Origin of the sequence: Actinopolyspora lacussalsi, assembly GCA_030803735.1 — a bacterium.
GTDB lineage: Bacteria > Actinomycetota > Actinomycetes > Mycobacteriales > Pseudonocardiaceae > Actinopolyspora > Actinopolyspora lacussalsi.
The window spans coordinates 4,407,732-4,432,267 of sequence record JAURUC010000001.1 but is presented as its reverse complement, the minus strand read 5'-3'; the positions used below and the strand labels follow the sequence as shown (position 1 = coordinate 4,432,267).

The following is a 24,536-nucleotide window of genomic DNA, read 5'->3' as shown; positions in this document are numbered from 1 at the left end:
AAGAAACTCACCGATCACACCGGTTCGACCTGGCACCGTGGCCGGTTGGGAACCTGTTCCCGCGAAGCCCGGTCCCGCTACGGACGCCCTCACACGGCCAGTTCCTACGGGCGAGCAACCGCGCCCGCGACGTAGCCACCCAGCTGGACCCCTCAGAGCAAACGAAGGCAAGCCACTCATACCATTGAGATCACCTCAGTGATAGCATTATCCCAGACAACCGAGATCCCCGATGGTGTTGGCATGATTGAGCGTCTCGTGCAGTGATGAGCTCCGGAACACCGTGAAGTCATGGGAACCCCCGGGAAATATCTCCGAACACGCGAGAAGTTTCCCTCGAAGACCGGTGCTCAGTTGCAGACGAACGCCGTAGCGTCGATGCTTTCCGGAATACAGTTTTTTCTGGTCACGACGATTCCCAGTGGGGATGAGTACACCATCCACGAGGGCGACTCGTCCGTGGAACTCCTCAAGAGTGGCGTGTGCCTCGTCCAACGTGTCGGCCAGGACGGGCTCAATCCGACGCACTACCCGCGAAATCGTCGACTGGCTCGTATTTCGGAACGCCGCCAATTGTTTCTGGGTCAGATTCGTCCGACAGAACTCCAACGTCACCACGAGAGCCATGAACACCGACAGTGTTCCTCGGGTCCCATAGAATCAACCCACTGATCCGCTCAGCCAACCAGCATAGCTGGTCCTCACTCAACCCTGTGGTTTCCTCGTAACGCAACGGTCTTTCCTTGGCGTACTGCTTGTTTTTGGTCGAACAGCATGATACCGGAAAGACCGTTGCTTCTTGTGTCTATCCCCACTAATCACCACACCTGCATAACCTTCATTTTGCCTGGACGGCCTATATGTCGACTTCCGGTATCGACCTCGACAGCAATGGTGAACCCGGTGTATCCCTAGGAAACATCCGGGATAGCTTCTTCACCGTCACTTATCAGACACTCTGATTGGCACAGCTCGCCCGGAAATGGGCAACAGGCATTCCATGCGGTGGGGTATCATCCACGAAATTGCGGATGATGCTCTACCGCAGCTTCGTATATCTCGGGAGCCTCATGACTCGATCTTCGTTCTCTTCTGCACGCGCAACGGTTGGGCTCGCCATGGTCCTGCTGACCACGTCGGCATGCTTGGGTCCTTCGGCGGATGTCGAAGAGCCGCAGGATGTGACCTTGGACGGCGTTCGGGCTGCCGCCTACATCAGCCCTCCGGCACAGGACGTCGGGGATTCGTCCGCGGGACACCTCGTCCTGGTAGGCGAGGCGGGAGAGACTAACGTCGTCGAAACCTCCGGCATGGATACCGCGGCGATCGGATGGTCGGAGGACGGCCTGTTCTTCTCCGACACTGAACAGGACTATCAGCTCACCGATGAGGGACTGCGTACCACCGACAGCCCCAAGTCCCCGTCACAGCACGCGCTGTTCCCGACGGGCGACGACGGCTTCATCGGCCTGTTCAATGAAGGAACCACAGGAGTCGGCTATACCGAGCAGCTGGTGACTCATACTGACGGCGCATCGAGCCGGAAGAATGTCGAGGGCTACTACCAAGTAGCCGGCTCCTGCGGCGGTGAGATCTACGGTCTGGCCCAGCCCTCCGGAGACTATGAGCGGGTGGCCACCAAACAGGGACTCGAAACCCGGGGAACCCATGGGCCGGCGTCGTTCATGCTGACTCGTCTCTCCGGTGACGATTCCAGCCCATCGGACTTGCCCGACGCGGATGCTGTCGGCCAGAACGAGCGACTCGTCGGGATGGCGCCGGTCTCGGGTTCCGCACAGCAGAACCACGATGCGCCCTGTCGAGAGGGGACGATGTACCACTTGGCCGCGGTTGCCGATGACAGCGGGAACCCTGAGCGGCCGGTTGTCCTTCGAGCCTGGGACGTCTCCACCGGGGAGGTGGTCGAGACGCCACTCACTGATGCGAGCGGAGAGAGCGTTCGGCCGAACAGCTCTTACGGCCTCGCCGTCCTCGACAGTACAGTTCTCTCGGACGACGGCCAGAGCTTTTTGTGGGCTTCGCTCGATCGCCAGGCGTTCATGCGGACCGACATCGGCACGGGAAAGACGGTCGAAGAGTTCCCTCTCGAAGACGAGATCGTGCCGCGCAACAGCGAGGTCAGCGCGACCGTCCGCGACGACCGCTTGGCTCTGATTACACAGACCTCGGACGGGGACGAACCGGAGCTACGGATCTACGACCAGAGCACCGGAAAGAGCCTCATGCACACGAGCCTGCCGGGTATGTCTGATCTTCTCGAAGGGCCGCCTCAGTTGCATGGCATGGCCCTCCGCCCGGAGTAAGGATCTGGGGAACAGTCATGACAGATTAAACGCCAGCGAGTATCGATGCTGCTCACAGCGTCGGAGATCAGCACTCGACCGGCATCCGGAGCGAGCTGAATCAGCCTGCTGACCAGCAGCATCGTTCAATCCTTCCGGGGTCTGAGCAGTAGGAGTGCAGGAACCTCCGGTAACGAGCTTCCTTCCTGGTTACAGCAGCGGGAACAGGGACTCGGGGCCGTCCCAGCCGCTCCACAGCTGTGTGTCGACACCTCGATCACCAACCGAAACCGTGCCTAGCGCCAAATCCCGTACCGCTACTACTCAGAACCCCAATTGGCCCCAAACTCCCGTATCCGTCGATGTGGCCGTCTGTGGTCGCCAGCTCGCCTACAACGGGTGTCGCAGGTTCGAATCCTGCCGAGGGCGCACCAGCCCAGCGCACAGGAAAAGCAGGGATCTCGATCAAGAACGATCCCCACTTCGTCACCACTCGCAGTCGAAGTACATCGCACCTCCCGCCGGGCAACCGAACCCCCGATCGAGTGGTCGGGCTCACCCGCGAGAAGGGGCTTCAGTCGAGACAGAACTCGTTGCCCTCGATGTCCTGCATCACGATGCACGACTCGTCGTTTCCATCGGCGGGCAGCAGTCGCACACGCGTCGCGCCGAGCTCGATCAGTCGTGCGCACTCCGCCTCGAGCGTGGCGAGACGCTCTTCCCCCACGAGCCCGGTGCCGACCCGCACATCGAGATGCACTCGATTCTTGACAACCTTGCCTTCGGGAACACGCTGGAAGAACAGCCGCGGCCCCGTACCGGAGGGATCGATGCAGGCGAATGCCGAGCCCTGCCGCTCAAGCGGCAGCGAGCGATCGAAATCCTCCCAGGTGGCGAACCCTTCCGGTGGTGGAGGTACCACGTACCCCAACACCTCGCACCAGAAACGAGCGACGCGTTCAGGTTCCGCGCAGTCGAAAGTGACTTGGAACTGCCTTACCGATGCCATCGGTCAAGCTTAGTGGCGTGTGCTGGTCACAGCGAGACCGGATGTCAGCGCAGCGGATCGAGCGTTCCTGTGACATGAGTTGGTCACGTGCTGACCGGGTAGCAGCGAAGTAATGTTCCAGCCCCGTTGATCCTCGACAGCGTGACAACGAGCAGGCGAGCGATCTCGTCAAAACCCGTTCCCGTCCGATCAGGCGAGTAGCAGAGCCCTGCGCGGTCCGGAAAGGACAGTCCGGGGCGAGACGCCCCGCGTGAGATGCTGGACTCATGCCACGCATCGCCACGGCCGACCACGTCGAACGGGAAGCACTGCTGGAATTCCTTCGGCCGCGGCATCGCGGTCTGCTGTCGACCACCCGCGCCGGAGGTCGCCCGCAGATGTCTCCGGTGGCCTGCGGCGTCGATCCACAGGACCGGATCGTGGTCTCCACCTACCCGGACCGCGCGAAGGCCAGGAACGCGCGCCGCGACCCACGAGTGTCGATCTGCGTCCTCTCCGAGGAGTGGGACGGACCGCACGTGCAGGTCGACGGCCGCGCGCGGGTACTGGACATGCCCGGGGCGCTGGACGGCCTCGTTGACTACTTCCGCTGCATCTCCGGGGAACACCCGGACTGGGACGAGTACCGCGAAGCCATGGTCCGGCAGAACAAGTCGCTGATCCGCATCGAGATCGAGGACTGGGGCCCGATCGCCACCGGTGGTTTCCCGCCGCACCTCGCGGAGTCCTGAACAGCGACGGGCGACGTTACATCTCCGAATCGGCGACGCAACGACGTGAGGGCGTTTCACAACTGCGGTCTCGTCGGGTAAGCAGTTCGCGCCGATCGAATGCCCCGATCGGGCGAGTCGGACACGTCGAAGAGGCGCGGATCGCATGGCGTGGGTAGCCGCACGATGCGCTCCGCGATTTCGCGAGCGCCGACCACTCTTATGACTCCGGGGCAGGCGAACAAGCCGTTCCACAACGAGCCGTAAATATCAGCATTCCTGATTTCAGGTGAACACGAAGCTCCGCACTACCCACGGATGAGGCGAGAACGAACCACGACGACGGGGTGACAGGATGACCTCGTGACCGACTACGTCGAGGACGCGGGCGAACCGGAGTCGGCGGACGACGAGGCGCCGCTGACGCTTTACCTGGTCAAGCGGCTGGAAATGGTCGTCCGCGCGCTGATGGACGACGCCTTGCGTCCACACGGTCTGACCACGCTGCAGTACACCGCGCTGACCGTGCTGGAACAGCGCGGCGAGCTCTCCTCCGCCCAACTGGCACGACGCTCCTTCGTGACTCCGCAGACCATGCACGAGATGGTGCAGTGGCTGGAGCGACACGAGCTGGTGCGACGCAGGCGGGACGAGACCAACCGCCGTGCCCTGCTGATCAGCCTGACCACACGCGGCCGGGAGCTGGTCACCACCTGCGCGCCTGTGATCGACTCGCTGGAGCGGTGTGTGCTCGACTCGATGAATCCCGGAGAGCGCCTGGTTTTCCGGGAGTGCCTCGGCAGGAGTTACGCGGCCCTGACCCCGCTGGTGCGGCACCGGAACGAACCCGGACACACCTCCGGTTCCGACTCCTGACCCCACCCGGTTGGCGGATCCACGCCTCCGGGCGTCGAGGTCCCCCGAGTGGAGTCTTGCGGCATCCGCACGACTTATTCATTATCAGGGTACCTGATTAATTTTGTCATTGGTTCGGTAGGGGCCGGCACTCGCCCCGTGGGAGTGGGCCCCAACCCGTCACTCGTGTGAGGAGTGTCCGGTGTCCACCAGGAGCGAATCCGTCACGAACCGCTACGAAACCGTCGGGGTCGAGGTCGACGACTCCGGGATCGGCTGGCTCTCGTTCGACCGGCCCGAGAAGCGCAACGCGATGAACCCGACGCTCAATCGCGAGATGACCCGGGCACTGGAACGACTCGAAGCCGACGAGCGGGTCCGCGTGGTGGTGTTGACCGGAAACGGCCAGGCCTGGTCCGCGGGTATGGACCTCAAGGAGTACTTCCGGGAAGTGGAGGACGCGCCGCCGCACGTGGAGAACCGGACCCGCCGCGAGAGCGCCGAATGGCAGTGGCGACGTCTGATCCACTTCGCCAAACCCACCATCGCGATGGTCAACGGATGGTGCTTCGGCGGCGCGTTCACCCCGCTGGTGTGCTGTGACCTGGCGATCACCGCGGAGGACGCGACGTTCGGCCTTTCGGAGGTCAACTGGGGCATTCCACCCGGCGGACTCGTCTCGCGCGCGCTGGCCGAAACCGTTCCGGCCAGGGACGCGCTGTGGTTCGTCATGACCGGGGAAACCTTCGACGGTCGCCACGCGGAACGAATGCGCCTGGTCAACGAGGCGGTTCCCGCCGAGCGGCTGCGTACCCGCACCGTGGAGGTGGCGAGCAAGCTCGCGGGGATGAACACCCACGTGCTGCGGGCGGCCAAGGTCGGGTTCAAGAAGGCGCGGCAGCTCTCCTGGGACCAGGCCGAGGAATACCTCTACGCCAAACTGGACGCGACTACCGGCCACGATCCCGAGCGGGGCAAGCAGCAAGGTCTCAAGCGGTTCCTGGACGACAAGACATACCGGCCGGGTCTCGGCTCATACGAGCAGGAGGCATGACGACGAGCCCAGCCACACGACGAGTCCACCGGAGTTCACCCGGACGACTCCGGTCGGATCGTGCACGGTCGCACGCTCGGGAGAGGTGAACGCACATGCGCAATCAGGGACTGGGATCCTGGCCGGTCAGACGCGCCCGCGGCACACCGGACAAGACGGCCTTGATCCACCGGGGGCGCACCCGCACCTACCGCGAGTTGTGCGGGCGGATACATGCCCTGGCCAACGGCCTGCAGGAGCGGGGAGTGGGCAGGGGTGACCGCATCGCCTATCTTGGCCCGAACCATCCGGCGTTGTTGGAAACGCTGTTCGCGGCGGGAACGTTGGGGGCCGTATTCGTGCCGCTGAACACCAGGCTGGCCGAGGCGGAACTGACGTTCACACTGCACGACTGCGGTGCCGGAGTGCTCGTGTACGACCGGCGGCACACCGAAACGGCCCGATCGCTCCGGGAGCGTGTTCCCGACCTGCTGCTGATCGCCACCACCGAGGAAGACGCCCCGCGGGAAGACGTCGAGAGCCTGATCTCGGCCGCGTCGAACGACTTCCGCGACGAACCCGTCGCTGCCGAGGAAACGGCGCTCGTCCTCTACACCTCGGGCACCACCGGGCGTCCGAAAGGCGCGAGGGTGAGCCACCGCAACGCCGTCTGGAACGCGCTCAACGTCCTGGTCGACGTGGACATGAGCAGCACCGAGGTCACCCTGCTCAACGCTCCGCTGTTCCACAGCGCGGCACTGGGGATGACCTGTCTGCCCACGCTGCTCAAGGGCGGAACGGTGGTGTTGGAGGAAAGATTCGACGTCGAGACCACCTTCGACCTGATCGAGCGGTTCCGGGTCACGCTGGCGTTCGGAGTCCCGACCATGTTCGACGCGTTGAGTCGTTCTCCGCGCTGGCCGGAGGCGGACCTGTCGAGCCTGCGTTTCCTGCTGTGCGGTGGCGCTCCGGTGCCACCGGAGCTCATCCGCCGCTACAGTGCCCGAGGGCTGCCCCTCATGCAGGGATACGGCATGACCGAAGCGTCCCCCGGCGTGCTGCTGCAGAGCGCCGCCGAGAGTGCCGAGCGGATCGGCTGCGCGGGCAAACCGGCGTTCTTCAGCGACGTACGCCTCGAACGGATCGACGGCACGACACCTTCGGTCGACGAGCCTGGCGAGATACTGGTGGCGGGACCGAATGTGGTGGACGGATACTGGCAACGCCCCGAGGAGAGCGCGAACGCCTTCACCGCGGACGGCTGGTTCCGCTCCGGCGATCTGGCCACTGTCGACGAGGACGGTGTTCACCGCATCGTGGGTCGGATCAAGGACATGTTCGTCTCCGGCGGGGAGAACGTGTATCCGGCGGAGATCGAGTCGGTGTTGCACGAGCATCCCGCCGTCGTGGAAGCCGCCGTGGTCGGGGTGCCGGACCCCGTCTGGGGCGAAGTGGGCAGGGCGGCGGTCGTCGTCGGCGCCGAGAGCCCCGTCGAAACCGGCCAACTCGCCGAGTTCCTCGCCGGACGACTCGGCGGATACAAGGTTCCGAAACGGATCGATCTCGTGGACGAACTGCCGCGTGGCGCCACCGGCAAGGTGGACAAGCAGGCGATCCGCCGAGCGGACGGCTGAAACCCATCGGATTGCCTGGGAACGAGGTGTGCCGGCTCGTCGGGTGGTACTGACCACGACGACGGATTCCCGCCGGCAGTGGAGACGCCCGATGGCGACGATGAACGCATGACGGCAACAGGACCGCGGGTGAGTCCCATCGCAACCGGAGTACTCGCCGAACTGCGTGAGCACGACGATTCCGGGCAGTCGCCCGAACTCCTGACCGAAACCCAGCGGAAAGGGGCACCGCTACGCTGTTGTCTGCGACGTGCACGACGAGGAGACCGCATCATGCTGGTTTCCTACGCTCCACTGCACAGGTGGGCTGCCGCCACCGGTGCCGTACCCGGTGCGTACGACGAGATCGGGCCGGTATTCATCCACGCCGAACCCTGTCGCGGACCGGAATCCGCTACATGGCCCGAGGAACTCCGGGGCGAACGCCGCGTGCTGCGCGTGTACGACGTGGACGGTCGAATACTGAGTGGTCGCTTGCTGGACTCCCCCGAACGTACGTGGTTCTCGGAGAGTGTCGCGGCCGAATTGCTGGCGGATTCCGGGGCAGCGCTGGTGCACGTCAGAGCGGTGGAGTTCGGGTGCTTCCTGTTCGAGGTCCGTCGACCGGAGGAGCGATGATCCGCACGGTCGGCGTCAATTTCTCGCGAAATCGCCGCGCCGGGTTACGGGAGTAGGCAGTCGACGTGGTATTCGCCGGAATCGTCGCGGTCGATGCCGTGGATGTCGTGCTCGAATCCGGGAAAAGCGCGGTCGAAATCCCGCAGTGCCACCAGGTAGCGCAGGAAGTCGCCCTCGGAGTCCCCGGTCTCCTCACCCGGCATCAGGATCGGGACACCGGGTGGGACGGGAACCACCATGTTCGCGGCGATGTGGCCGTCCAACCGCCCCAGCGGTACCTGTGCGGTACGCCCGCGGACGATCTCGTCGTGCGCGTCGGCGGGGGTGCGGGGTCGGCGCGGCAGGTTGGTGTAGGCCCGTTCCAGCAGTTCGGGTAACCCGTGGCTCCGCAGCCGCTCGTGCATCCCGTGCGCCAGTCCGCGCAGGGTTTCGCCGCCGTAGCGTTCGGGGTGCTCGTCCACCAGAGTGGGCAGCACTTCGGACAGCGGCGCATCGGTGTCGTAGGCGAGTTTGACGTCCCGCAGCGCCCCGGAAAGACGCTGTCGTTTCTCGGCCGTGGTGCCCAGGGTGAACAGCAACAGCAACGTGTAGTGCCCGGTTTTCTCGACGACGATGCCTCGCTCGGCGAGACAGCGCGCCACGATCTTGGCGGGGAGTCCGGTCTCCTCGAACCGACCCCGTTGATCGCAGCCGGGAGACAGCAGGGTCACCTTGCAGGGGTCGAGCAGCGCGTAACCCTCTTCGAGTTCGGTGAAACCGTGCCACTCGGCCCCCGGTTCCAGTGACCAGCACCGGGGTTCGGAGCGCAACAGTTCCGGAGAGACGCGGTGCAGCGGAACCAGCTGCCCGGATTCGGAAACCTCCACTGTTGGTGGCTGCCACACGCCGAAGAACCACCCCGTCCCACTCTCGGCGGAGTCGGCGGCGTACCCGGCCACTTCCTGGCGGAAACCGATCGCCTCGTCGAGCACCTCGTCCAGCATGGTGGAACCGGAACCGCCGTCCAGCATGGCCGAGGCGACGTCGAGTCCGGCGATCATGGGGTAGGACGGTGAGGTGGAGGCGTGCATGGCGTAGGTGAGGTTGAAGCGGTGGCTGTCCGGAGCCTCGCCCTCCGGAACACCGATATGGATCATCGCGCTCTGGGACAGCGCCGCGAGCATTTTGTGAGTCGACTGCGCCGCGTACACGCGTGGCACACCGACCTTGCCCGCGAGGGCCATGGCGTAGCGATCGCGGTAGACCGGGTGGAACGCGGCGTGTGCGAACCACGCCTCGTCGAAGTGGAGGTCGTCGACCGAATCGCCGAGCAGCTCGGCCACCCGGGTGGTGTCGTAGCAGATCCCGTCGTAGGTGGAGTTCGTTACTACGGCGTACGCCGCCTCGCCCGAGACAGCATGGCGCCGCAGTTCCTCCGGTGGAATCGGCCCGCTGAGGCCGTAACCGTTGCGTTGGGTGGGCAGGTAAACCGGCAGAGCTCCGGTCAGCGTGGCGCCGTCGCAGACGCACTTGTGGCAGTTGCGGTCGAGCAGCGCCCGGTCCCCACGGGCCAGGCAGCTGTGCATGATGGTGCGGTTGGCTCCGGAACTCCCGTTCAGCACGAAGAACGTCTCGTCGGCCCCGAAAACACGCGCCGCGGCTCGCTCGGCATCACCGATCGGTCCGGTAGAGTCCAGCAACGAGCCGAAGCGCGGGACCGAGACCGAAAGATCGGTGCGTGGCACCTCCGAACCGAGGTAGTCGGCGAACTCGGCACCGAGATCCGTCCTGGTGAAGGCACGCCCACCGGAGTGTGCCGGGCTGTGCCAGGATTCGGCGCCGGAACGCCCGTAGTCACGCAGGGCGTCGAAGAACGTCGGCCGCACCACCGGCTGCCCGGCGTAGGTGGGTTCCGAAGTCGGATACCGCAGGCGGACCTCGTGACCTCGCTCGGCCAATTCCGCCACGAGCCGATCGATCCGCTCCGAGAATCCGGTCAGCCGTTCGCCCGCCACGAGCAGAACCGTGTTACGTGTCATTCGGATTTCCTCCGGTCCGGGGCGGGCAGCATCGGCTGGACCGTCCCGGACGCGATCAGATGAGAGTGCCCCCGCACGGAGGAATGCGGTACTACCCTCCGGGGCAGGGATTACGCGTTGTGTTTAACAACGCGGCTTGATTCGACGCTGACACTGCGCTGACAGGAGCAGGGGAGCACGACCGGTCGGCGTCAATTTCTCGCGAAATCGCCGTGCGGCGTCAAGGGACAGCCCCCGGGGGCCATGGCCGCGAAGCGGCATCGAAGACGAGGACCTGATGGCCGCCCCCGCGAAACCTTTCGCCACGACCGGGGGTGGTTGGCCGCCGAGATGGCGGACCCGAACGGCGCGACTTTCGGGGAAAGCAGCTGCTGACGGAGGACACTGTCCCCTCGGGAACGTTCGGGTGGCACTTTTCGCCTCTGCCGGACGTGCCATCGACAGCGCCGGATCGACGTAATGCTGGATCGGTTCCGGCGGCAGCACACTGGTCTGGACCGCATGAGGGCCGTTACCGCGGCCCGACCAAAGGAGGCACCTTGTTCAGCAGGAGAACATTCCTGGGGGGACTTTCCACTGCGGCGCTGGCGGCACCGGTACTGGGCAGCGGCGCCATCGCGGCGGCACGGCCACGAACCACCGCCGCCGCCGTGCCGCTACCACTGACGATCGCCAACCACACCGGCAACTTCGCCAACACCTCGATCTCGCTCTACATCGTCGGAGTCGACCAGTCGGGCCAGCAGGTTCGGGTGACCCCCGACGGCCGGAGAGTGCCGATCTCGTTCTCCGACAACGGTTCGGACGGTTACGCCCACTACGGAATTCCGCTGAACAACAGCGGCGACACCACGATCAGCCTGCCCGCCATGTCGGGACGCATCTATTTCGCCCTGGGCGGCGAGCTCAAGTTCAAGGTGGTCGAGAGCGGCAACGGTCAACCGGCGCTGCAGTACCCGGCGGGCTGGGTGCCCAGCGATCCGAGCAACACGGTGCTGCACGACACCTTCGAGTTCACGCTCAACGACACCGGCATGTACTGCAACACCACGATGGTGGACATGTTCAGCGTGCCCTCCTCCATCCGGCTGGTGGGTGCCTCGGACCAGACCACCGGGACGCTCGAAGCGGGTGGCCGCGATCGGATCTTCTCCAGCGTCACCTCCGCCCCCGGTTTCGAGAACCTGCGGCAGGGCGACTACCGGATCGTCGCTCCCGGCCACGCACTTGACCTGGGCAACTTCTCCGACACCTACTTCGACTCCTACATCGACCAGGTGTGGGAGAAGTACCGTTCGAGCACGATGACCGTGGACATCGGCACCGGTGTCTACCACGGCTCGGTCTCCGGTGACCGGTTCGTCTTCGACGGCGACGTCGGGGCGTTCGACCGGCCGAGCACCCGTGACGTGCTGTTCTGCGATGGTGCGCTCGCGGCGGGTGCGGCCCCGAGAGGTCCGGTGGCGGCGATCCTGGCCTCCGGGCTCAACCGGTCCAACCTGCACAACGTCACCTCGCAGCCCGCCGCTGATCCGGCGGACTTCTACAACCACTCGGTGACGAACCACTACGCGAAGGCGATGCACGCCAACACGGTCGATGGCAAGGCATACGGCTTCGCCTTCGATGACGTGGCCGGTTTCGCGTCCTACATCCAGGACACGCAGGCGAGTTCCGCCACGCTGACGCTCACCCCGATGTGAGGCAGCCGTTCCGACAACCGTGAAGACGGATCGACCACCCGCTCGGAGCAGCCGCTTCCGGGCGGGTGCTCGCGTTCCGGTCTCAGCCGGAGTCCCGCTCCGCGAGCAGGTCCCGCAACGCGTCGGCACCGGCCGCGGCGCCACCGTAACCGCGCACCAGGTCACGCAACCCGCGCACTCCCGCCAGCACGGTGTCGTCCCCGGCGACCTCGTCGACCGTCTCGCGGAGCAGTCGGGGCGAGGCGTTCGGATCGAGCCGACGGCCCGCGTCCAGCCGCGTCACGCGGTCGGCGTTGAGCTCCTGTTCGAGCAGCCCCGGGACGGTTACCATGGGAACTCCGTAGTGCAGCGCCTCCATCGTGGAGTTCATCCCGGCGTGCGTCAGAAACACGTTGGACGCGCGCAGCACCGCGGTCTGCGGAAAACCGGGCCGAACCTCGAAGTTCTCGGGCACTTCTCCCAGTTCGGCCGGATCGACGCGATCACCGATGGACATCGCCACCTGCCAGGCACCGTCCCCGAACGCCTCGATGCACCTGCGGTAGAAATCCACCCGTTCGTGGCCGAGAGTCCCCAGCGAGACGAACAGCAGGGGCTTGTCCGGATCGGCGGGCCGCCACCGTTCCCTCGCCGCACGACCGCCGATCATGGGGCCGAGGAAGACGAACCGCTCGTCGAAGCCGTCCGCCTCGATCTGGAACTCCTTGGGGAGGAAGACGAGGTTCAGCGGATCACCGGCGTCGGACATCATCGAGTGGAAGTCGAAGCTCACCCCGTAGCGCTCGGCGAACGCCCGCATGCGTTGCCCGAAGTCACGCAGTAAGGGATTGTTCGGATCGAACGCGCTCGGCAGCTGCTCGGTGAACATGCCGCGCAGTGAGAACCGTTCGTTGCTCGCGAAACCGGGCAGCAGCGCGGTGTGGACGACCCGGAGCTTCTCGGCGAGCATGCGTCCGATCGAAGTGGCGGCGTCGGAGCACACCACGTCGGGAACGTCCCCGTCGAACCGCTCCAGCATTGCCGGGAAGCTCTGCCGCACGTCGGCGAGGAAACGCTCCATTCGCGACACCGCCGCCACCGGCGCCGTCGAAGCGTCGGTCGGCGGCGGGTCGGGTAGCCGCAGCGAGACCGAGACGGGCTCGGCACCCGCCGCTCGAACGGCGGGCACCGCTTCGGGGCCGGTCACATAGCTGACCCGGTGGCCACGTCCGACCAGCTCCTCCACCAGCGCGAGCTTCGGATTGACGTGTCCGGGCGCGGGGAGACCGACGAACGCGAAGTGCCTGCTCGCTTCGTCGCGTGTGGTTCGGAGTGTCACAGCGGGCGGCGGAATCCCTTCACCGCGAAGAAGGCACCGACCAGCAGCAGCACCGCGCTGGTACCCACGGCGGACAGCACACCGGTTCCCACCGGCATCGCCAGCGACAGGTCCCGGGAGGCATCGACCGCGTAGGTCAGCGGGTTGATGCGCGCGACGATGCTCAACCAGTCGGGCAGCGCGTCCAGCGGGACGAACGCGCTGGATGCGAACATCAGCGGGAACATGGCCAGGAAGCCGACGCTCTGCATGACCTCCTCCTTGCGGACCCACGAGGCGATCGCGAGGAAGACCCAGGTCAACGACCAGCTCACCAGCAGCGCGAGCAACCACGCGCTGAAGGTGCCGAGGAATCCGCCCTTCGGGGAGAAACCGAACAGCACGGCGGCGGCCCCCAGCAGGATCACCAGTTGCACCGCCGTCCGGAACAGGTCGGCGAGGCTGCGTGCCAGCAGCACCGAGCCCATTCTGATGGGCAGTGAACGGAATCTGCCGAGCACACCGTTCTTCATGTCGGTGATCAGCCCCACCCCGGACTGCAGCGAGGCACCGATGCCGGTGGTGACCAGGATGGCGGGCATCAGGTAGTTGATGTAACTACCGGTCTGGATGCTCGACATCAGTGCCTTTCCGAAGACCTGACTGAACAGGGTCAGCATGATCAGCGGCTGCAGCAGGCTGAAGACGACTATTCGGGGATCTTTCAGAACCGCGCGTAAGGATCTGCCGGTCAGCACCACGATCTGGGTCCACACCCCGGCGCCGTGCCAGTTGGTGCGATCCGGCGCGGACTGTTGCGCTCCGGTTCGCGGAGCGTTGAGTGTACTGGTCATCGGGATTTCCCGTCGCTCAGGCAGCCGGTTCGGCGGAGTGGTGGGCAAGGTTCAGGTAAACGTCGTCCAGCGTGGGCTCACCGAGTCCGAGGCCGCTGACCTCGATTCCGGCCTCGTCCAACGCGCGGACCACGACCGCGAGTTCGTGCGAGGCGTTGACCGGGGCGGTGATGGCGTTGCGCTGTTCGTCGTGCACCGGGCTGAGTCCGGCACGGCCGAGCGCTTCGAGGGCACGGGCGGAATCGGCGGCGTCGGCGAGCGTGGCGGTGGCGGTCCGCTGCCCCACCTCGGCCTTCAGCTCCTCGGCTGTCCCGGAAGCGACGACCTTGCCGCTGGAGAGCACGGTGATGGAGTCGGCGAGCCGGTCGGCCTCGTCGAGGTACTGCGTGGTCAGCAGCACCGTGGTGCCGTCGTCGACCAGGTTCTCCACGATCTGCCACAGCCCCATCCGGCTGGTCGGGTCCAGCCCGGTGGTCGGCTCGTCGAGGAAGATCACGTCCGGATGACCGACGAGGCTGGCCGCCAGGTCCAACCTGCGCCGCATACCGCCGGAGTACGTCCGGGCGGGCCGCTTGGCCGCCTCGGTCAGCTCGAACAGGGTCAGCAGCTCCTCCGCCCGCTGCTTGGCGGCACGCTTGGTCGCTCCCAGGAGCCTGGCGATCAGCACCAGATTGTCCAGTCCGGACAACTGCTCGTCGACGGCGGCGAACTGGCCGGTCAACCCGATGCGGGCGCAGACCTGCCTGCTCTGCCGCACGACGTCGTAGCCCGCGACGCGCGCCGTTCCGGTGGTCGGTGGTGACAGGGTGCTGAGGATGTTGACCAGCGTGGTCTTGCCCGCGCCGTTGTGCCCCAGCAGCCCCAGGACGTTGCCCTGGGGAACTCGCAGGCTCACGTCGTCGAGAGCCTTGAACTTTCCGAAGTCCTTGGTTACGTTTTTGACCTCGATGGGCGGTCTTGCCATTGTTTCCCTCTCACCGGTTCGGGCCGGTCGATGTCGGGGCTTGAGATCTCGGGGGCGCTAGGCCGCCAGCGCACCGCGCAGCAGCACATCGATGCGCGGGGCCAGTTTGGCGCGCGCCTCGTCGTCGGAGTTGCCGACGAACCGCGCGCTCAGCAACAGGCCGAGCAACATGGCCGCGACGTCTTCGACGGGGACCCGCAGCCGTTGCTCGTCGGGAGCTATCAGCGTGGCGAAGGCATCGGTCAGTTCGAGCACGAAACGTGGCGGCTCGTGCCGCGCGGCCTGCTTCGCGTCGTGGGCCTCGCGCTGGTGCAGATCGTAGTCGGAGGCGGCCAGATTGCGCTTCAGCTCACCCAGCCTGTCGAAGTGGTCGAGCACCAGCGCCGCCCCTTCGGTCAGTCTGGCGTCGATGGACTGGGTCGTTGATATCTCCCTTATCCGAGCACACAGCTCGTCGGTGCGGAACGCCTCCGCGAGACAGGCACGGAGCAGCTCGCCCTTGTCCGTGAAGACCCGGAAAACCGTCCCCTCCGCCACGTCGGCCGCCCGGGCGATGGCCCGAGTGGTCACGTTCGCGCCCTGCTCGGCGAGCAGGGGCAACGTGGCCCGAACGATCTCGGTTCGCCGCTGTTCCGAACTCATCGCCGGAGCACGGCGGCGGGACTCCTGTGTGCTCACATCCTCATCATAATGAGTGAGTACTCACTCAGCAACCGGCGCGGTCGGATGCCCGCCATCGAGCGGACGCCAGGTCGGCGCTCAGGAACGAACCCCGGAACCGCTCACGCCGACCGGCCGGACGCTGCGACTGACGGACTCGCCGTCCAGTAGGAAGTCGCACCGCTCGACACACCCCTGACGAGCTCGCAACCTGTCCACGGCCGGTTCCAGCCCGGCGGCGGAGGCCACCACGGTGACCGACTCCGCGGGAAGATCGTGTACGCGGTACTCCCCTTCCGGAGAGGTCAGCATCCTCGCGATCTGGACACCATGTCCATTCGTCACGGTGACACTGGCTCCCGGCACGGCAGCCCCGGAAGCGTCGGTCACCGAGCCGGCGAGTGTGCGGTGGTGCGCCGGTTCGGGAGCCTCCAAAGCCGGGGCGACGGTGACATCGCTCTCGTGCTCGTGCTCCTCGTCGGAGATACGCCCGGCCGACTCACCGGACCGCTCCCGCCGCTCGTCGTCCCGCTGCTCGTCGTCCCGCTGCTCGGAGATCTGCTGCTCGGAGGTCTGCTGCTCGGAGGTCTGCTGCCCGGTGGCCCGCGCCGCGAGCCGCTCGGCGCGGAAATGATTGAACACGACCAACGCCACACCGAGCACTACCCAGGAGCACAGCACGAGCGTGCCCCGCACAGCCCCGGCACCGTCGAAGTAAAGAACGCCGCGCATCGCGTCCACGGCATTGCCCAGCGGCATGATGTGGTGTAGGAACTGGAAGATCGGGTGCACGAAGTGCAGCGGGATCGCACCGCCGCTGGAGGGCAGGCTCAGCAGCACGAAGAGCCCGATGGCCACGCCGGGTATGAACTGCTTGACGATCGGCACCAACCCGTAGGCGGTCCATGCGATTCCCTGCGTGAGCAGGAAGCCGACCAGCAGCAGCAACGGGTCGTTGTAGATGACGTCCAGCGAGAGCGCGGTGAAGTAGCAGATCAGCGTCGAGACCACCCCGAAGCCGACCATCGATCCCAGCTTCTGCCGGGTGGTCAACTGTGCCCGCAGCAGCATCATCACCACCACGTAGGGGGCGATGTTCAGGGCCATCAGGCAGTAGAACAGCCCGGTCCCCATCACGTCCCCGGGAGCGGTGGCGGCCAGATCGGTCGTGCTCAGCTGCTGTCCCGCCTGGGCGGCCACCGGGGCGAAGGACTGCCGCAGCATCTGCACGGCCATCCTGCCGTTGGCACTGGCGTAGAACATCTCGCCGTCGGCCGGGTCGTAGGCGGCGACCACATCCCGATCCAGTACCGCCTGTCGCGCGGCCTGTTCACTGGATACGGCGGATATGTCGTAACCGTCCGGAACCGAGTTGTCGAACGAGACCTCGATACCGGCAGCGGCCTGCTCACCTACCACGGCCACCGGCACGTTGTGCGGTGCGGGCGCGTGGAACGGGATCAGGTAGAACACCATGAACCCGACGACGAAGAACATCGGGAACCACAGCGTCGACACCAGCTTGCGAGCCAACGACTTAAGCTCTTCCTTCGGCACACCGGCTCCTCGCCATGATCGCGGAAAAGATTGCGAACGGTTGCGAACGGTGGGCCGTGGAGCCACTGGCCGATCACCGACGCGACGGGGCGTCCGGGAACCACCCACGAGCCGATCGACACTCGGCCCGGCCAGGGCGGGGGCCATGAACCGCTGACCATGAGGCAGCACTGCTCCCGGCACCGTACGGCACTTTAACAGATCAGTGCAGCGGCTGCAAAAATGCATCTACGCATTTTCATGGTGATCAGCCCCACACACCCGGTTTGCCCGAGCAGTGCCCGGTTTGTCCGAGCAATGACGGCCCCACTACGATGAAGCCCCAGCTCAGCAGCGGCGGTATCGCAGCAGCCAGGGAGAGGGCACATGTCCAGATCAGCGCACACCGCGTCCGGCACAGCTGGAACCGCTCCGGCCTCCGACGCGGGTGAAGCTGGCTCCGGTGGGCTGCGCGAGCGCAAGAAACGCGCCACCCGCCAGGCCCTGCAACAGGCGGCCGTCCGACTGTTCCGCGAGCACGGCCCCGGCGCTGTCACGGTGGAGGACATCTGCGCCAGCGCCGACGTCTCCCCACGAACGTTCTTCAACTACTTCACGTCCAAGGAGGAAGTGCTCGTCCCGTGGGACCGGGACACCATCGACAACACCTCGACACGCGTCCTGGAACGCCCTCCCGAGGAGGAACCGCTCGAAGTGGCCCGAGTGGTGCTCGGCGAGGCCATCGGAACGGCGATGAGCGGTCCCACCTGGCGTGATCAGGCCGTCGTGCTTCGGCACCACCCCGAACTGATCGAAAAAATCGTGACCTCGTTCCGCACGTTGGAGGCATCGTTGGCCGAGGGCTTCGCCGCGCGACTCGGCAGGACCGCCGAGGACGTGTACGTGCGGCTGCTGTCCGCCACGACGATCACCACACTCCGGGTCTCGGTGCAGAGCTGGCAGGACTCCGAATCCGGCGAGAGCCTGCGGCACTACCTCGACGAGACCTTCGAACGGCTGCGACAGGGACTGCGGCCCAACGAGCTCGGCTGACGCGGAACCGCGACCCCTACGAACACAACGAGTGTCGGTCGAGACACCCCTAGCAGCCGCACCGAGTTCTCCGGCCCAGCGGGAAGGCAGAGCCGTATCGTCACTGCCTCCGGTAACACGCGGCGTTTCCGCACCACTGTGGTCGCCTGGTGCGAGAAATGATCGATCGACGATACTCACCGGAAAACGATCGAGCGTGTTGGAGCGACACGCGCTATGGTGCTTGACACTGGCCGATGACGGTACCGATCAGCGATGTGACACTGAGAACCGCAGCAGAAGTTCGTTCGGAACAAGTGCTCCGGGCAGGCTGGCAAATGAGGCCGGAAGCGCGAGAAATCGCAGTTCGATCGAGGTGTGGACACGGTAAGTAGTGGACCGCTCACAGCGTTCACCGACTCACGCGGGTGGCGACCGAGTACCTGAGCGAGTTCTATATTATAAGCCCTGGAACCCGAGACGGAATCAAAAACGACTACTCACACTGTTCTTGCGGTGAGAGGGGTAACAGTGGCGGTCACCGAAGCGACGCGGGACGAGGAATCTTCTCAGTTATTTTCCAGTGGCGCGATACCGAACCAATCGGGAAAACGGGAAACCTCGTTGGTGGCCGGTGGTGCAGCACTGCTCGCCGGACTCGTGTTCATGCTCGTGCGAGGCGGACTCACGGACGACGCCTACATCACCATCGACTTCGCACGCAACCTGGCCTTTCACGGCCACTGGGGAATGATCGAGCAGGAATTCTCCAACACCGCCACCTCACCACTGAACGTGCTGGTACTGGCGGCACTGACCTTTCTGCTGCGGCAGCCCGTGCTGGCACTGGGCGCCCTTTTCGTACTCGCCAACGCGGTCCTGGCCGTGGCACTGCACCGCTCCGCACGGCACAGCGGTCTTTCGCGCCTGACCGTGATCCTCGGCACACTGCTCGTGCTGACCAACCCGTTCCTGCTCTCCTCGGTCGGGCTGGAGATGACGCTGGCCTCCGCGCTGCTGGGACTGCTGCTGCTGGGGGCCACCACACACAACCGGGTGCTGTTCGGGGTAGCGGCCGGACTGCTCGCGTTGACCAGGCTGGACCTGGGCATCTTCGTCGTGGTGCTGCTGTTGGGGCGTCCCGCGCTGTGGCGGAAATTCTGGCGCTGGCTGGTGCCCGCCTGCCTCGTCTCACTGCCGTGGTTCGGCTTCAGCTGGTTCGCGTTCGGCTCGGCCGTGCCCGACACGCTGGTGCTCAAGCAGATGCAGGAAACCTGGGGCAGCTGGAGCTTCGGCAACGGACTGCGGCTGTACTACGAGATGTATCCCGCCGCGACCATCGCGGCGCTGAGCACGGTGGCCCTCGGAGCGCTCGCGCTGCCGGTATGGCTGGTGACACGACTGCTGCGCAACACCGCGGCGAACAGGCTGCACCCCTGGGCACTCATGGGAGTGGGCGGCGTCGCGCACTTCTACGCCTACACCACTCTCGGGGTTCCGCCGTACCACTGGTACTACGTTCCGAGCATGCTCGGGCTCACGATGTTCCTCGCCGGCGTGATCGGGGCCGCTACGGCGGTGGCCGCCCGACACCGGCGGCGAATTCCGGTGCTGGCCGCGACTGTGGCGGTGGCCCTGGGAACCGCGATGTTCGCCAACCAGGCCAGGGTCGCGGTGGAAACCGGGATGCCCTGGCAGCGCGCCACGATCACGACCAACTGGGCGACACCGGCGGACTACGCCAGGATCGGGAATCTGCTGGAACAGCGGATCGGCGACGCCACGGTACGCAGCCCCGGCGAGATAGGGACCCTGGCGTACTTCTGCGAATGCGCCATAGTGGATGGGCTGTCCGACCGTGGCATCCTGACTCCCGACATCAACAAACGCATCGCGGAGGCCGGACCGGTTACCGGACCCCTGCTCCGTGCGAACTACCGGAACTTCACCCCCGTGGAACCGCGAGAGGTGGACTACGTCCTGACCAGGGTCATGGGCCGTGGATCCGACCCAGCCTGGAACATCGACTCACCGTGGACCGAACCCGCACACCTCGTGCTCAAGAAGGTGGAACATTGAGCCCCTCGGCAGGAACGGAGTCCCACTCGGGCAACGGGCCGGACATCGGGTTGGGCTGCGGCAGGTAGACATCCCCCTCGTCGGGGCGCAGCCGCATGGTGGCCAGCGCTTTCTGCGGCAACTCGGGAGCGGACAGCGCCGCGAGATCCGCGGCGAGCGCCGGGCCACCACGTTGCCCGACCCGTGCGGCAACTGCCGAAACCGCCTCGCGCACGATCCGCCACGCCACCGCTCCCGGCAGGGCGCACGAACGCTGCAGCAGCAACACCACCTCGGCCAGGTTCGCCTGCAACGTGGCATGGCACATCTTGGCACGCAGCACCGCCGGATCCCCGGTGGTCGTGACTCCCGGCCGCGTCGTCGGCACCTCGTGGCCCGCCGCCCGCAGCCGGTCCGGATGCACCCGCACACCGGCGAAATCACGCAGCAGCAGCCGGACCAGGCGGGAACGCCGCACCACGACCAGGGTGTTCTGCAGATGTGCTTCCACGGCGATGCCGTAGCACGACAGCAGCGGCAACGTGGCGGCGAGCAGCGATTCCGCGTAGTCCCGCAGGAACCACCGGCCCGCTTCGGCGCGTGTGACGCGACCGCGCAGCGCCACGGTGTCCACCAGCTCCACCAGCAACGGCTCCCCCGAGACCGGCGAGAGTGCCAGCAGGGCAGCGGCGGTAACGACCTGCTCACCCTCGTGGAGCGAATCAGCGGGGTCCTCACGCAGCAACGCGGACAGCCCACGCCTCCGACCGGGCGAGGCCGAACCGCCTTCCGGCGGTTCGAAGGCGATCCCGGCGAGGTCGGGGACGATCCCCGCGCCACTCGACAGAACCCGATCCGCGGCGAACAGTTTCCGCAACAACGTGCCGACCACGGGGCCGTCCCGGGTACTCTCCGGCGCGATGGTGCGCCTGGCCGAAGTCAACAGCACGTCCAGTGCCGTTTTGACGGTCAGCCGTCGCCCGTGCCTGCCGGGACGATCGCTCACCAGGGTTCGCACCGAGAGAGTGGGTCTGCACGAAAGTCGCGGCTCGTCGAGCAGTAGCAGCGCGCCCGAGGAGAGCTCGGCGGAGTACTCGCGCGGCACGATGTCGCGCGCCTGCCAGGGATGCACCGGAATCAACAGGTAATCCGAAGGATCAGCACCCCGTTGGAGTAACTCCCGGTGCGTTCCGGCCGCCAACGCCGGAAAGTGCTCGGCGAGCACCTCGCCGACCGAACGCCCGGACTCGTCCGGTGTGGACCGCACGAGACCGCGCCGCACCGCCACGAAGCGCAGCTCGACCACCCGCCCTGCTTCGGCGGTGTAGCGCGTGGAATCGGCGGCGGAGAAGCCGCCCCGCACCTTGCCGCAGGGATGCGTGTTGTGCCCCTCGACCGTCAACGCGTCCAGCTCGAGTGTGACCTCGCTGGCGGAGTGCCGGGACGCCAACGTGGGCAGCAGACCGGTGGTGCCGAGACCGATGGCCCGACGAGCCACGGCCGTCGCCCCGCGTCGAACCGTCGCACGGGACAGCGCCAGATTGCGGGCGGAATCGGCGAGTTCGTTCCGCAGCCCGCGCCGGTCGTCGGCATCGGTCCCGGGTCGCAGCACGTCGATCAGCTGTCCCGGCCGTTCCAGTTCGACGGGCGCGGCACCGTCGTCGAACAGCACCGGCCCGTGGACCCGGTACAACCCGAACGGGGAATCCACCGAGCACACCGTCACGAGCGTGCCGCCGTTCAGCCGCACCAGCACCAACTCGCCCTCGCGAGAGCACCACCGGATCCGCAATTCCCCGACTGCACCGCCGGACAACCCCAGGCGGTGTGCCACCGCCTCGTTCGAGGCATCGTCGTAGGGAAGAGGGACTCGGAAAACCTCCACAGCACCGGGCAGCAGTTGTTCGCGCAACAGCGCGGCGAGGGCGTGGTGGGCGGTGTCCCGCCGCGCTGCCGGCAGTTCCGCCACCCAGTCCTCGGCCAACTCGGCGTCCTCGGCACGTAGCTCGCGCAGCATCGCTCGCTCATCGGCGTCGAACGAGCCCGAACCCCCCGGGAGGGGGGTCTCACCGGTGAACGCGACCTCGCGGGTCATGTCGCCGACAGCGGGTTCGGCGCGGAAACGTAGCGCTGCTCGGTGACCAGCCCGGCCAGCCGCATCCCCAGCATCGTCTTGAGCCGCCACGGCCGGTCCAGCAACGCCTCGGCGTCGGAGTCGCAGTCCGCGACCTCGTCCTCGTCGGCGGCCGTGGTTCGCAACCGCTCGAAGACACCCGCGGCGCTCCCCCGCACCACCCGCCACAACGGTTGTTCCGAACAGCCGGTGGACGCGGCAGCGGCGGCCACGAGCTCGCCGAGCTGATTGCCGAACAGCGGGAAGTACAGCTTGTCGCGCAACGCCGCGGCATCGGTGCCCGTCAGCGCGGAATCCCGGTGCGGGGCGAACTCGTGACCGCGCCGTCGCAGCCGCTCGGACAGCACCCGAACCCCGCCGATGTCCCGTACGAACAGCCGGTGCGGCAGGCCGTCGCGCAGCGCCAGCACGGTGTTCTGCGGATGCGGTTCCAGCGCGATGCCGTAGCGCACCAGCAGCGCGAGCAGCGGGAACATCCCCAGCCCCAGGTACAGCCGCAGCCAGCGACGCGCGGTGTCGAGAGCGGATTCCGCTCCGTTCCCCCGGCCGTTCCGTAGGCCGGGGTTCAGTTCGGCCAGCACATCGGCGAGCACGTTGTTTCCGGTCAGCGGGGAACGGGCGAGCAGTGCCGCCACCGGCAGCGCCACCTCACCGCCGGCCATCGACGCTCCCGGGTGCTCGCGCAGCACCGCCGCCAGTGAACGGGCACGCGCCCTGTCACGATCCGCGTCCCCCGTCGAGCCGGTGGGCCGGTGTCCGACGGCGGCGAGTTCCCGACACACCGCGAAACGCGGTCGGCCGTGCTCGTCCACAGGTGACAGGTCGGGGTCCCGCGACACGATGCGGTCGAACAGCGCGGACAGCTCGGGGCCGTTGTCCACCGCCCCCGGTGAGACCCCGCGCACCGCGCCGGTCAGCCGTATCTCGACGGCGGTTTTGACCTGCAACCCCGGCGGGCGGCCGGCTTCCCGGGCCTCCAGCGTGCGCAGCGACATCAGCGGGCGCGCCGGGACGGTGGCGTCGAGCACCACAGCGGTTCCGGCGGCGAGGGCCTCCCCGTGCAGTTCCGGAATCGCGAACCGCAGCTGGTGCGGGTGCACCGGGATCAACGTGTACGACGCGGGGGAAATCCCCCGTTCGAGCAGCTCCGACTCGGCTGCCTCGGTCGCTCGCGGAAAGGCGGCGCGCAGCTCGCGCCACATCGCCCCGGCACCGTCGAGCTCACCGGTGTGATCAGCGCCGGATACCGCGTGCCGGGCCACCGCCACCAGCCGCATGTCGAACCCGACCTCGAACTCGGGAGCGTACCGGTGCTCGTCGGCCGCACCGAGACCGGATCTGACCTTGGCCACGGGCTGCATCGGGTGCCCGTCGATCACCCACTGCTCGAAGGAGCTCAGCAGTGAATCCTCGGAGCCGTGCCTCGTGCGCAGCGCCCCGAGGAGTGCGGTGAACGGTCGACACCGGACGTCCACGGCGGACACTGAATCGCGGAGTTCGCGGGCACGCGCTCGTTCGGCACGCAGCGCACGCGCCAGCGCCGCCACGCTCTCCGCGACATCGGCGCGAAGCCGCTGCCATGCGTCCGGGTCCCCCGCGAGCAGCTCCAGCCGCAGCAGCGCATCGAGCAGTTCCGCTGGATCGCGCAGCGTGCGTGGCTGTGCCGTGCCTTCCGACAACGTGATCGGCCCGGTGGGAGCGAGTCTGCCCGTGGCGGTAACCCGGGACAGCGGGATGCGGAGTCCGCACCGGGCGGCGTGCTCGGGATCGAGCAGTCCCTCCCGAACGAGCGCGGAGACCAGCCGCGCCAGCACGACCGGTCGGGCGGACACGACACCGGTAGCACGGTAGTCGGTTGCGGGCGGTGCGATGCCGTCCCGGCGGCCGGCGCCGCGCCGGGGCGCCGCACCCGGGGCGGACGTCACCGCCTCCGCACGATCTGCGCTCACTCCCTCAGCGTGATCACTCGCCGGATCGAGGGCAACAGCCCGACGCAAACTCACCCGCTTCGCGTAGCGGTGTGAACCACAACCACACGGCGGGACGCCGGGCACGCGGAGCGGGTCGACCGAACGGGTGCACACCCGAATGAGCAGTGCCCGGGTGCTTCCCGAGTGA

Annotated in this window: 19 protein-coding genes; 9 read left to right on the top strand and 10 right to left on the bottom strand. The window is 66.6% G+C overall.

Going from position 1 to position 24,536, the window contains the following annotated elements; translation table 11 throughout:
• Positions 1-207: 207 nt before the first annotated feature.
• Positions 208-627, bottom strand: coding sequence for a transposase family protein (locus J2S53_RS19705; protein WP_456242839.1), 420 nt, complete (start codon positions 625-627; stop codon positions 208-210).
• Between the two features lie 491 nt (positions 628-1,118).
• On the opposite strand from J2S53_RS19705, the gene J2S53_RS19700 reads away from it, so the two are divergent.
• Positions 1,119-2,324 carry a hypothetical protein gene (locus tag J2S53_RS19700; RefSeq protein ID WP_456242234.1) on the top strand — a complete coding sequence of 402 codons (1,206 nt, stop codon included), beginning with the start codon at positions 1,119-1,121 and terminating at the stop codon, positions 2,322-2,324.
• A 553-nt stretch (positions 2,325-2,877) separates the two neighbouring features.
• Here J2S53_RS19700 and J2S53_RS19695 read toward each other — a convergent pair.
• On the bottom strand, positions 2,878-3,312 hold the full coding sequence (locus tag J2S53_RS19695) for a VOC family protein (protein ID WP_456242233.1): 435 nt from the start codon (positions 3,310-3,312) through the stop codon (positions 2,878-2,880).
• 266 nt (positions 3,313-3,578) lie between these two features.
• On the opposite strand from J2S53_RS19695, the gene J2S53_RS19690 reads away from it, so the two are divergent.
• The 5 genes from J2S53_RS19690 to J2S53_RS19670 all read left to right on the top strand — a co-directional run bounded on the left by J2S53_RS19690 (position 3,579) and on the right by J2S53_RS19670 (position 8,162).
• Positions 3,579-4,043 (top strand): PPOX class F420-dependent oxidoreductase, encoded by a 465-nt coding sequence (locus tag J2S53_RS19690; RefSeq protein ID WP_456242232.1) that lies wholly within the window; start codon positions 3,579-3,581, stop codon positions 4,041-4,043.
• Between the two features lie 429 nt (positions 4,044-4,472).
• Positions 4,473-4,898 carry a MarR family winged helix-turn-helix transcriptional regulator gene (locus J2S53_RS19685; RefSeq protein ID WP_456242838.1) on the top strand — a complete coding sequence of 142 codons (426 nt, stop codon included), beginning with the start codon at positions 4,473-4,475 and terminating at the stop codon, positions 4,896-4,898.
• Positions 4,899-5,079: 181 nt separating this feature from the next.
• The gene (locus tag J2S53_RS19680) at positions 5,080-5,931 is read left to right on the top strand and encodes a p-hydroxycinnamoyl CoA hydratase/lyase (protein WP_456242231.1); all 852 of its coding nucleotides are present in this window, start codon (positions 5,080-5,082) and stop codon (positions 5,929-5,931) included.
• A gap of 95 nt (positions 5,932-6,026) precedes the next feature.
• Positions 6,027-7,544 (top strand): acyl-CoA synthetase, encoded by a 1,518-nt coding sequence (locus J2S53_RS19675; RefSeq protein WP_456242230.1) that lies wholly within the window; start codon positions 6,027-6,029, stop codon positions 7,542-7,544.
• A gap of 129 nt (positions 7,545-7,673) precedes the next feature.
• Positions 7,674-8,162, top strand: a complete 489-nt coding sequence (locus tag J2S53_RS19670) for a DUF1203 domain-containing protein (RefSeq protein WP_456242229.1) — start codon at positions 7,674-7,676, stop codon at positions 8,160-8,162.
• Between the two features lie 44 nt (positions 8,163-8,206).
• Here the strand turns inward: J2S53_RS19670 and J2S53_RS19665 are convergent, their stop codons facing one another.
• Positions 8,207-10,180, bottom strand: a complete 1,974-nt coding sequence (locus tag J2S53_RS19665) for an Orn/Lys/Arg family decarboxylase (protein WP_456242228.1) — start codon at positions 10,178-10,180, stop codon at positions 8,207-8,209.
• A 539-nt stretch (positions 10,181-10,719) separates the two neighbouring features.
• On the opposite strand from J2S53_RS19665, the gene J2S53_RS19660 reads away from it, so the two are divergent.
• On the top strand, positions 10,720-11,883 hold the full coding sequence (locus J2S53_RS19660; protein ID WP_456242227.1) for a beta-1,3-glucanase family protein: 1,164 nt from the start codon (positions 10,720-10,722) through the stop codon (positions 11,881-11,883).
• Between the two features lie 82 nt (positions 11,884-11,965).
• Here the strand turns inward: J2S53_RS19660 and J2S53_RS19655 are convergent, their stop codons facing one another.
• The 5 genes from J2S53_RS19655 to J2S53_RS19635 form a co-directional block, all read right to left on the bottom strand.
• Complete coding sequence (locus J2S53_RS19655; protein ID WP_456242226.1) at positions 11,966-13,201, bottom strand: macrolide family glycosyltransferase; 1,236 nt, start codon at positions 13,199-13,201, stop codon at positions 11,966-11,968.
• Positions 13,198-14,034: an ABC transporter permease gene (locus J2S53_RS19650; protein ID WP_456242225.1), complete on the bottom strand. Its 837-nt coding sequence runs from the start codon at positions 14,032-14,034 to the stop codon at positions 13,198-13,200. Before J2S53_RS19650 ends, J2S53_RS19655 begins: the two co-directional genes overlap by 4 nt.
• 16 nt (positions 14,035-14,050) lie before the next feature.
• On the bottom strand, positions 14,051-14,998 hold the full coding sequence (locus J2S53_RS19645; RefSeq protein ID WP_456242224.1) for an ATP-binding cassette domain-containing protein: 948 nt from the start codon (positions 14,996-14,998) through the stop codon (positions 14,051-14,053).
• Positions 14,999-15,055: 57 nt separating this feature from the next.
• Positions 15,056-15,676 (bottom strand): TetR/AcrR family transcriptional regulator, encoded by a 621-nt coding sequence (locus J2S53_RS19640; RefSeq protein ID WP_456242223.1) that lies wholly within the window; start codon positions 15,674-15,676, stop codon positions 15,056-15,058.
• An 81-nt stretch (positions 15,677-15,757) separates the two neighbouring features.
• Positions 15,758-17,215 carry a carboxypeptidase regulatory-like domain-containing protein gene (locus J2S53_RS19635; protein WP_456242222.1) on the bottom strand — a complete coding sequence of 486 codons (1,458 nt, stop codon included), beginning with the start codon at positions 17,213-17,215 and terminating at the stop codon, positions 15,758-15,760.
• Between the two features lie 366 nt (positions 17,216-17,581).
• On the opposite strand from J2S53_RS19635, the gene J2S53_RS19630 reads away from it, so the two are divergent.
• Both J2S53_RS19630 and J2S53_RS19625 read left to right on the top strand, forming a co-directional pair.
• Positions 17,582-18,247, top strand: a complete 666-nt coding sequence (locus J2S53_RS19630) for a TetR/AcrR family transcriptional regulator (protein ID WP_456242221.1) — start codon at positions 17,582-17,584, stop codon at positions 18,245-18,247.
• Positions 18,248-18,853: 606 nt separating this feature from the next.
• Positions 18,854-20,305, top strand: a complete 1,452-nt coding sequence (locus J2S53_RS19625; RefSeq protein WP_456242220.1) for a hypothetical protein — start codon at positions 18,854-18,856, stop codon at positions 20,303-20,305.
• Here the strand turns inward: J2S53_RS19625 and J2S53_RS19620 are convergent.
• Both J2S53_RS19620 and J2S53_RS19615 read right to left on the bottom strand, forming a co-directional pair.
• Positions 20,286-22,379, bottom strand: a complete 2,094-nt coding sequence (locus J2S53_RS19620; protein WP_456242219.1) for an IucA/IucC family protein — start codon at positions 22,377-22,379, stop codon at positions 20,286-20,288. The two genes, J2S53_RS19625 and J2S53_RS19620, sit on opposite strands and share 20 nt — an antisense overlap.
• Positions 22,376-24,367 (bottom strand): IucA/IucC family protein, encoded by a 1,992-nt coding sequence (locus tag J2S53_RS19615; protein WP_456242218.1) that lies wholly within the window; start codon positions 24,365-24,367, stop codon positions 22,376-22,378. Before J2S53_RS19615 ends, J2S53_RS19620 begins: the two co-directional genes overlap by 4 nt.
• Between the last annotated feature and the right edge of the window lie 169 nt (positions 24,368-24,536).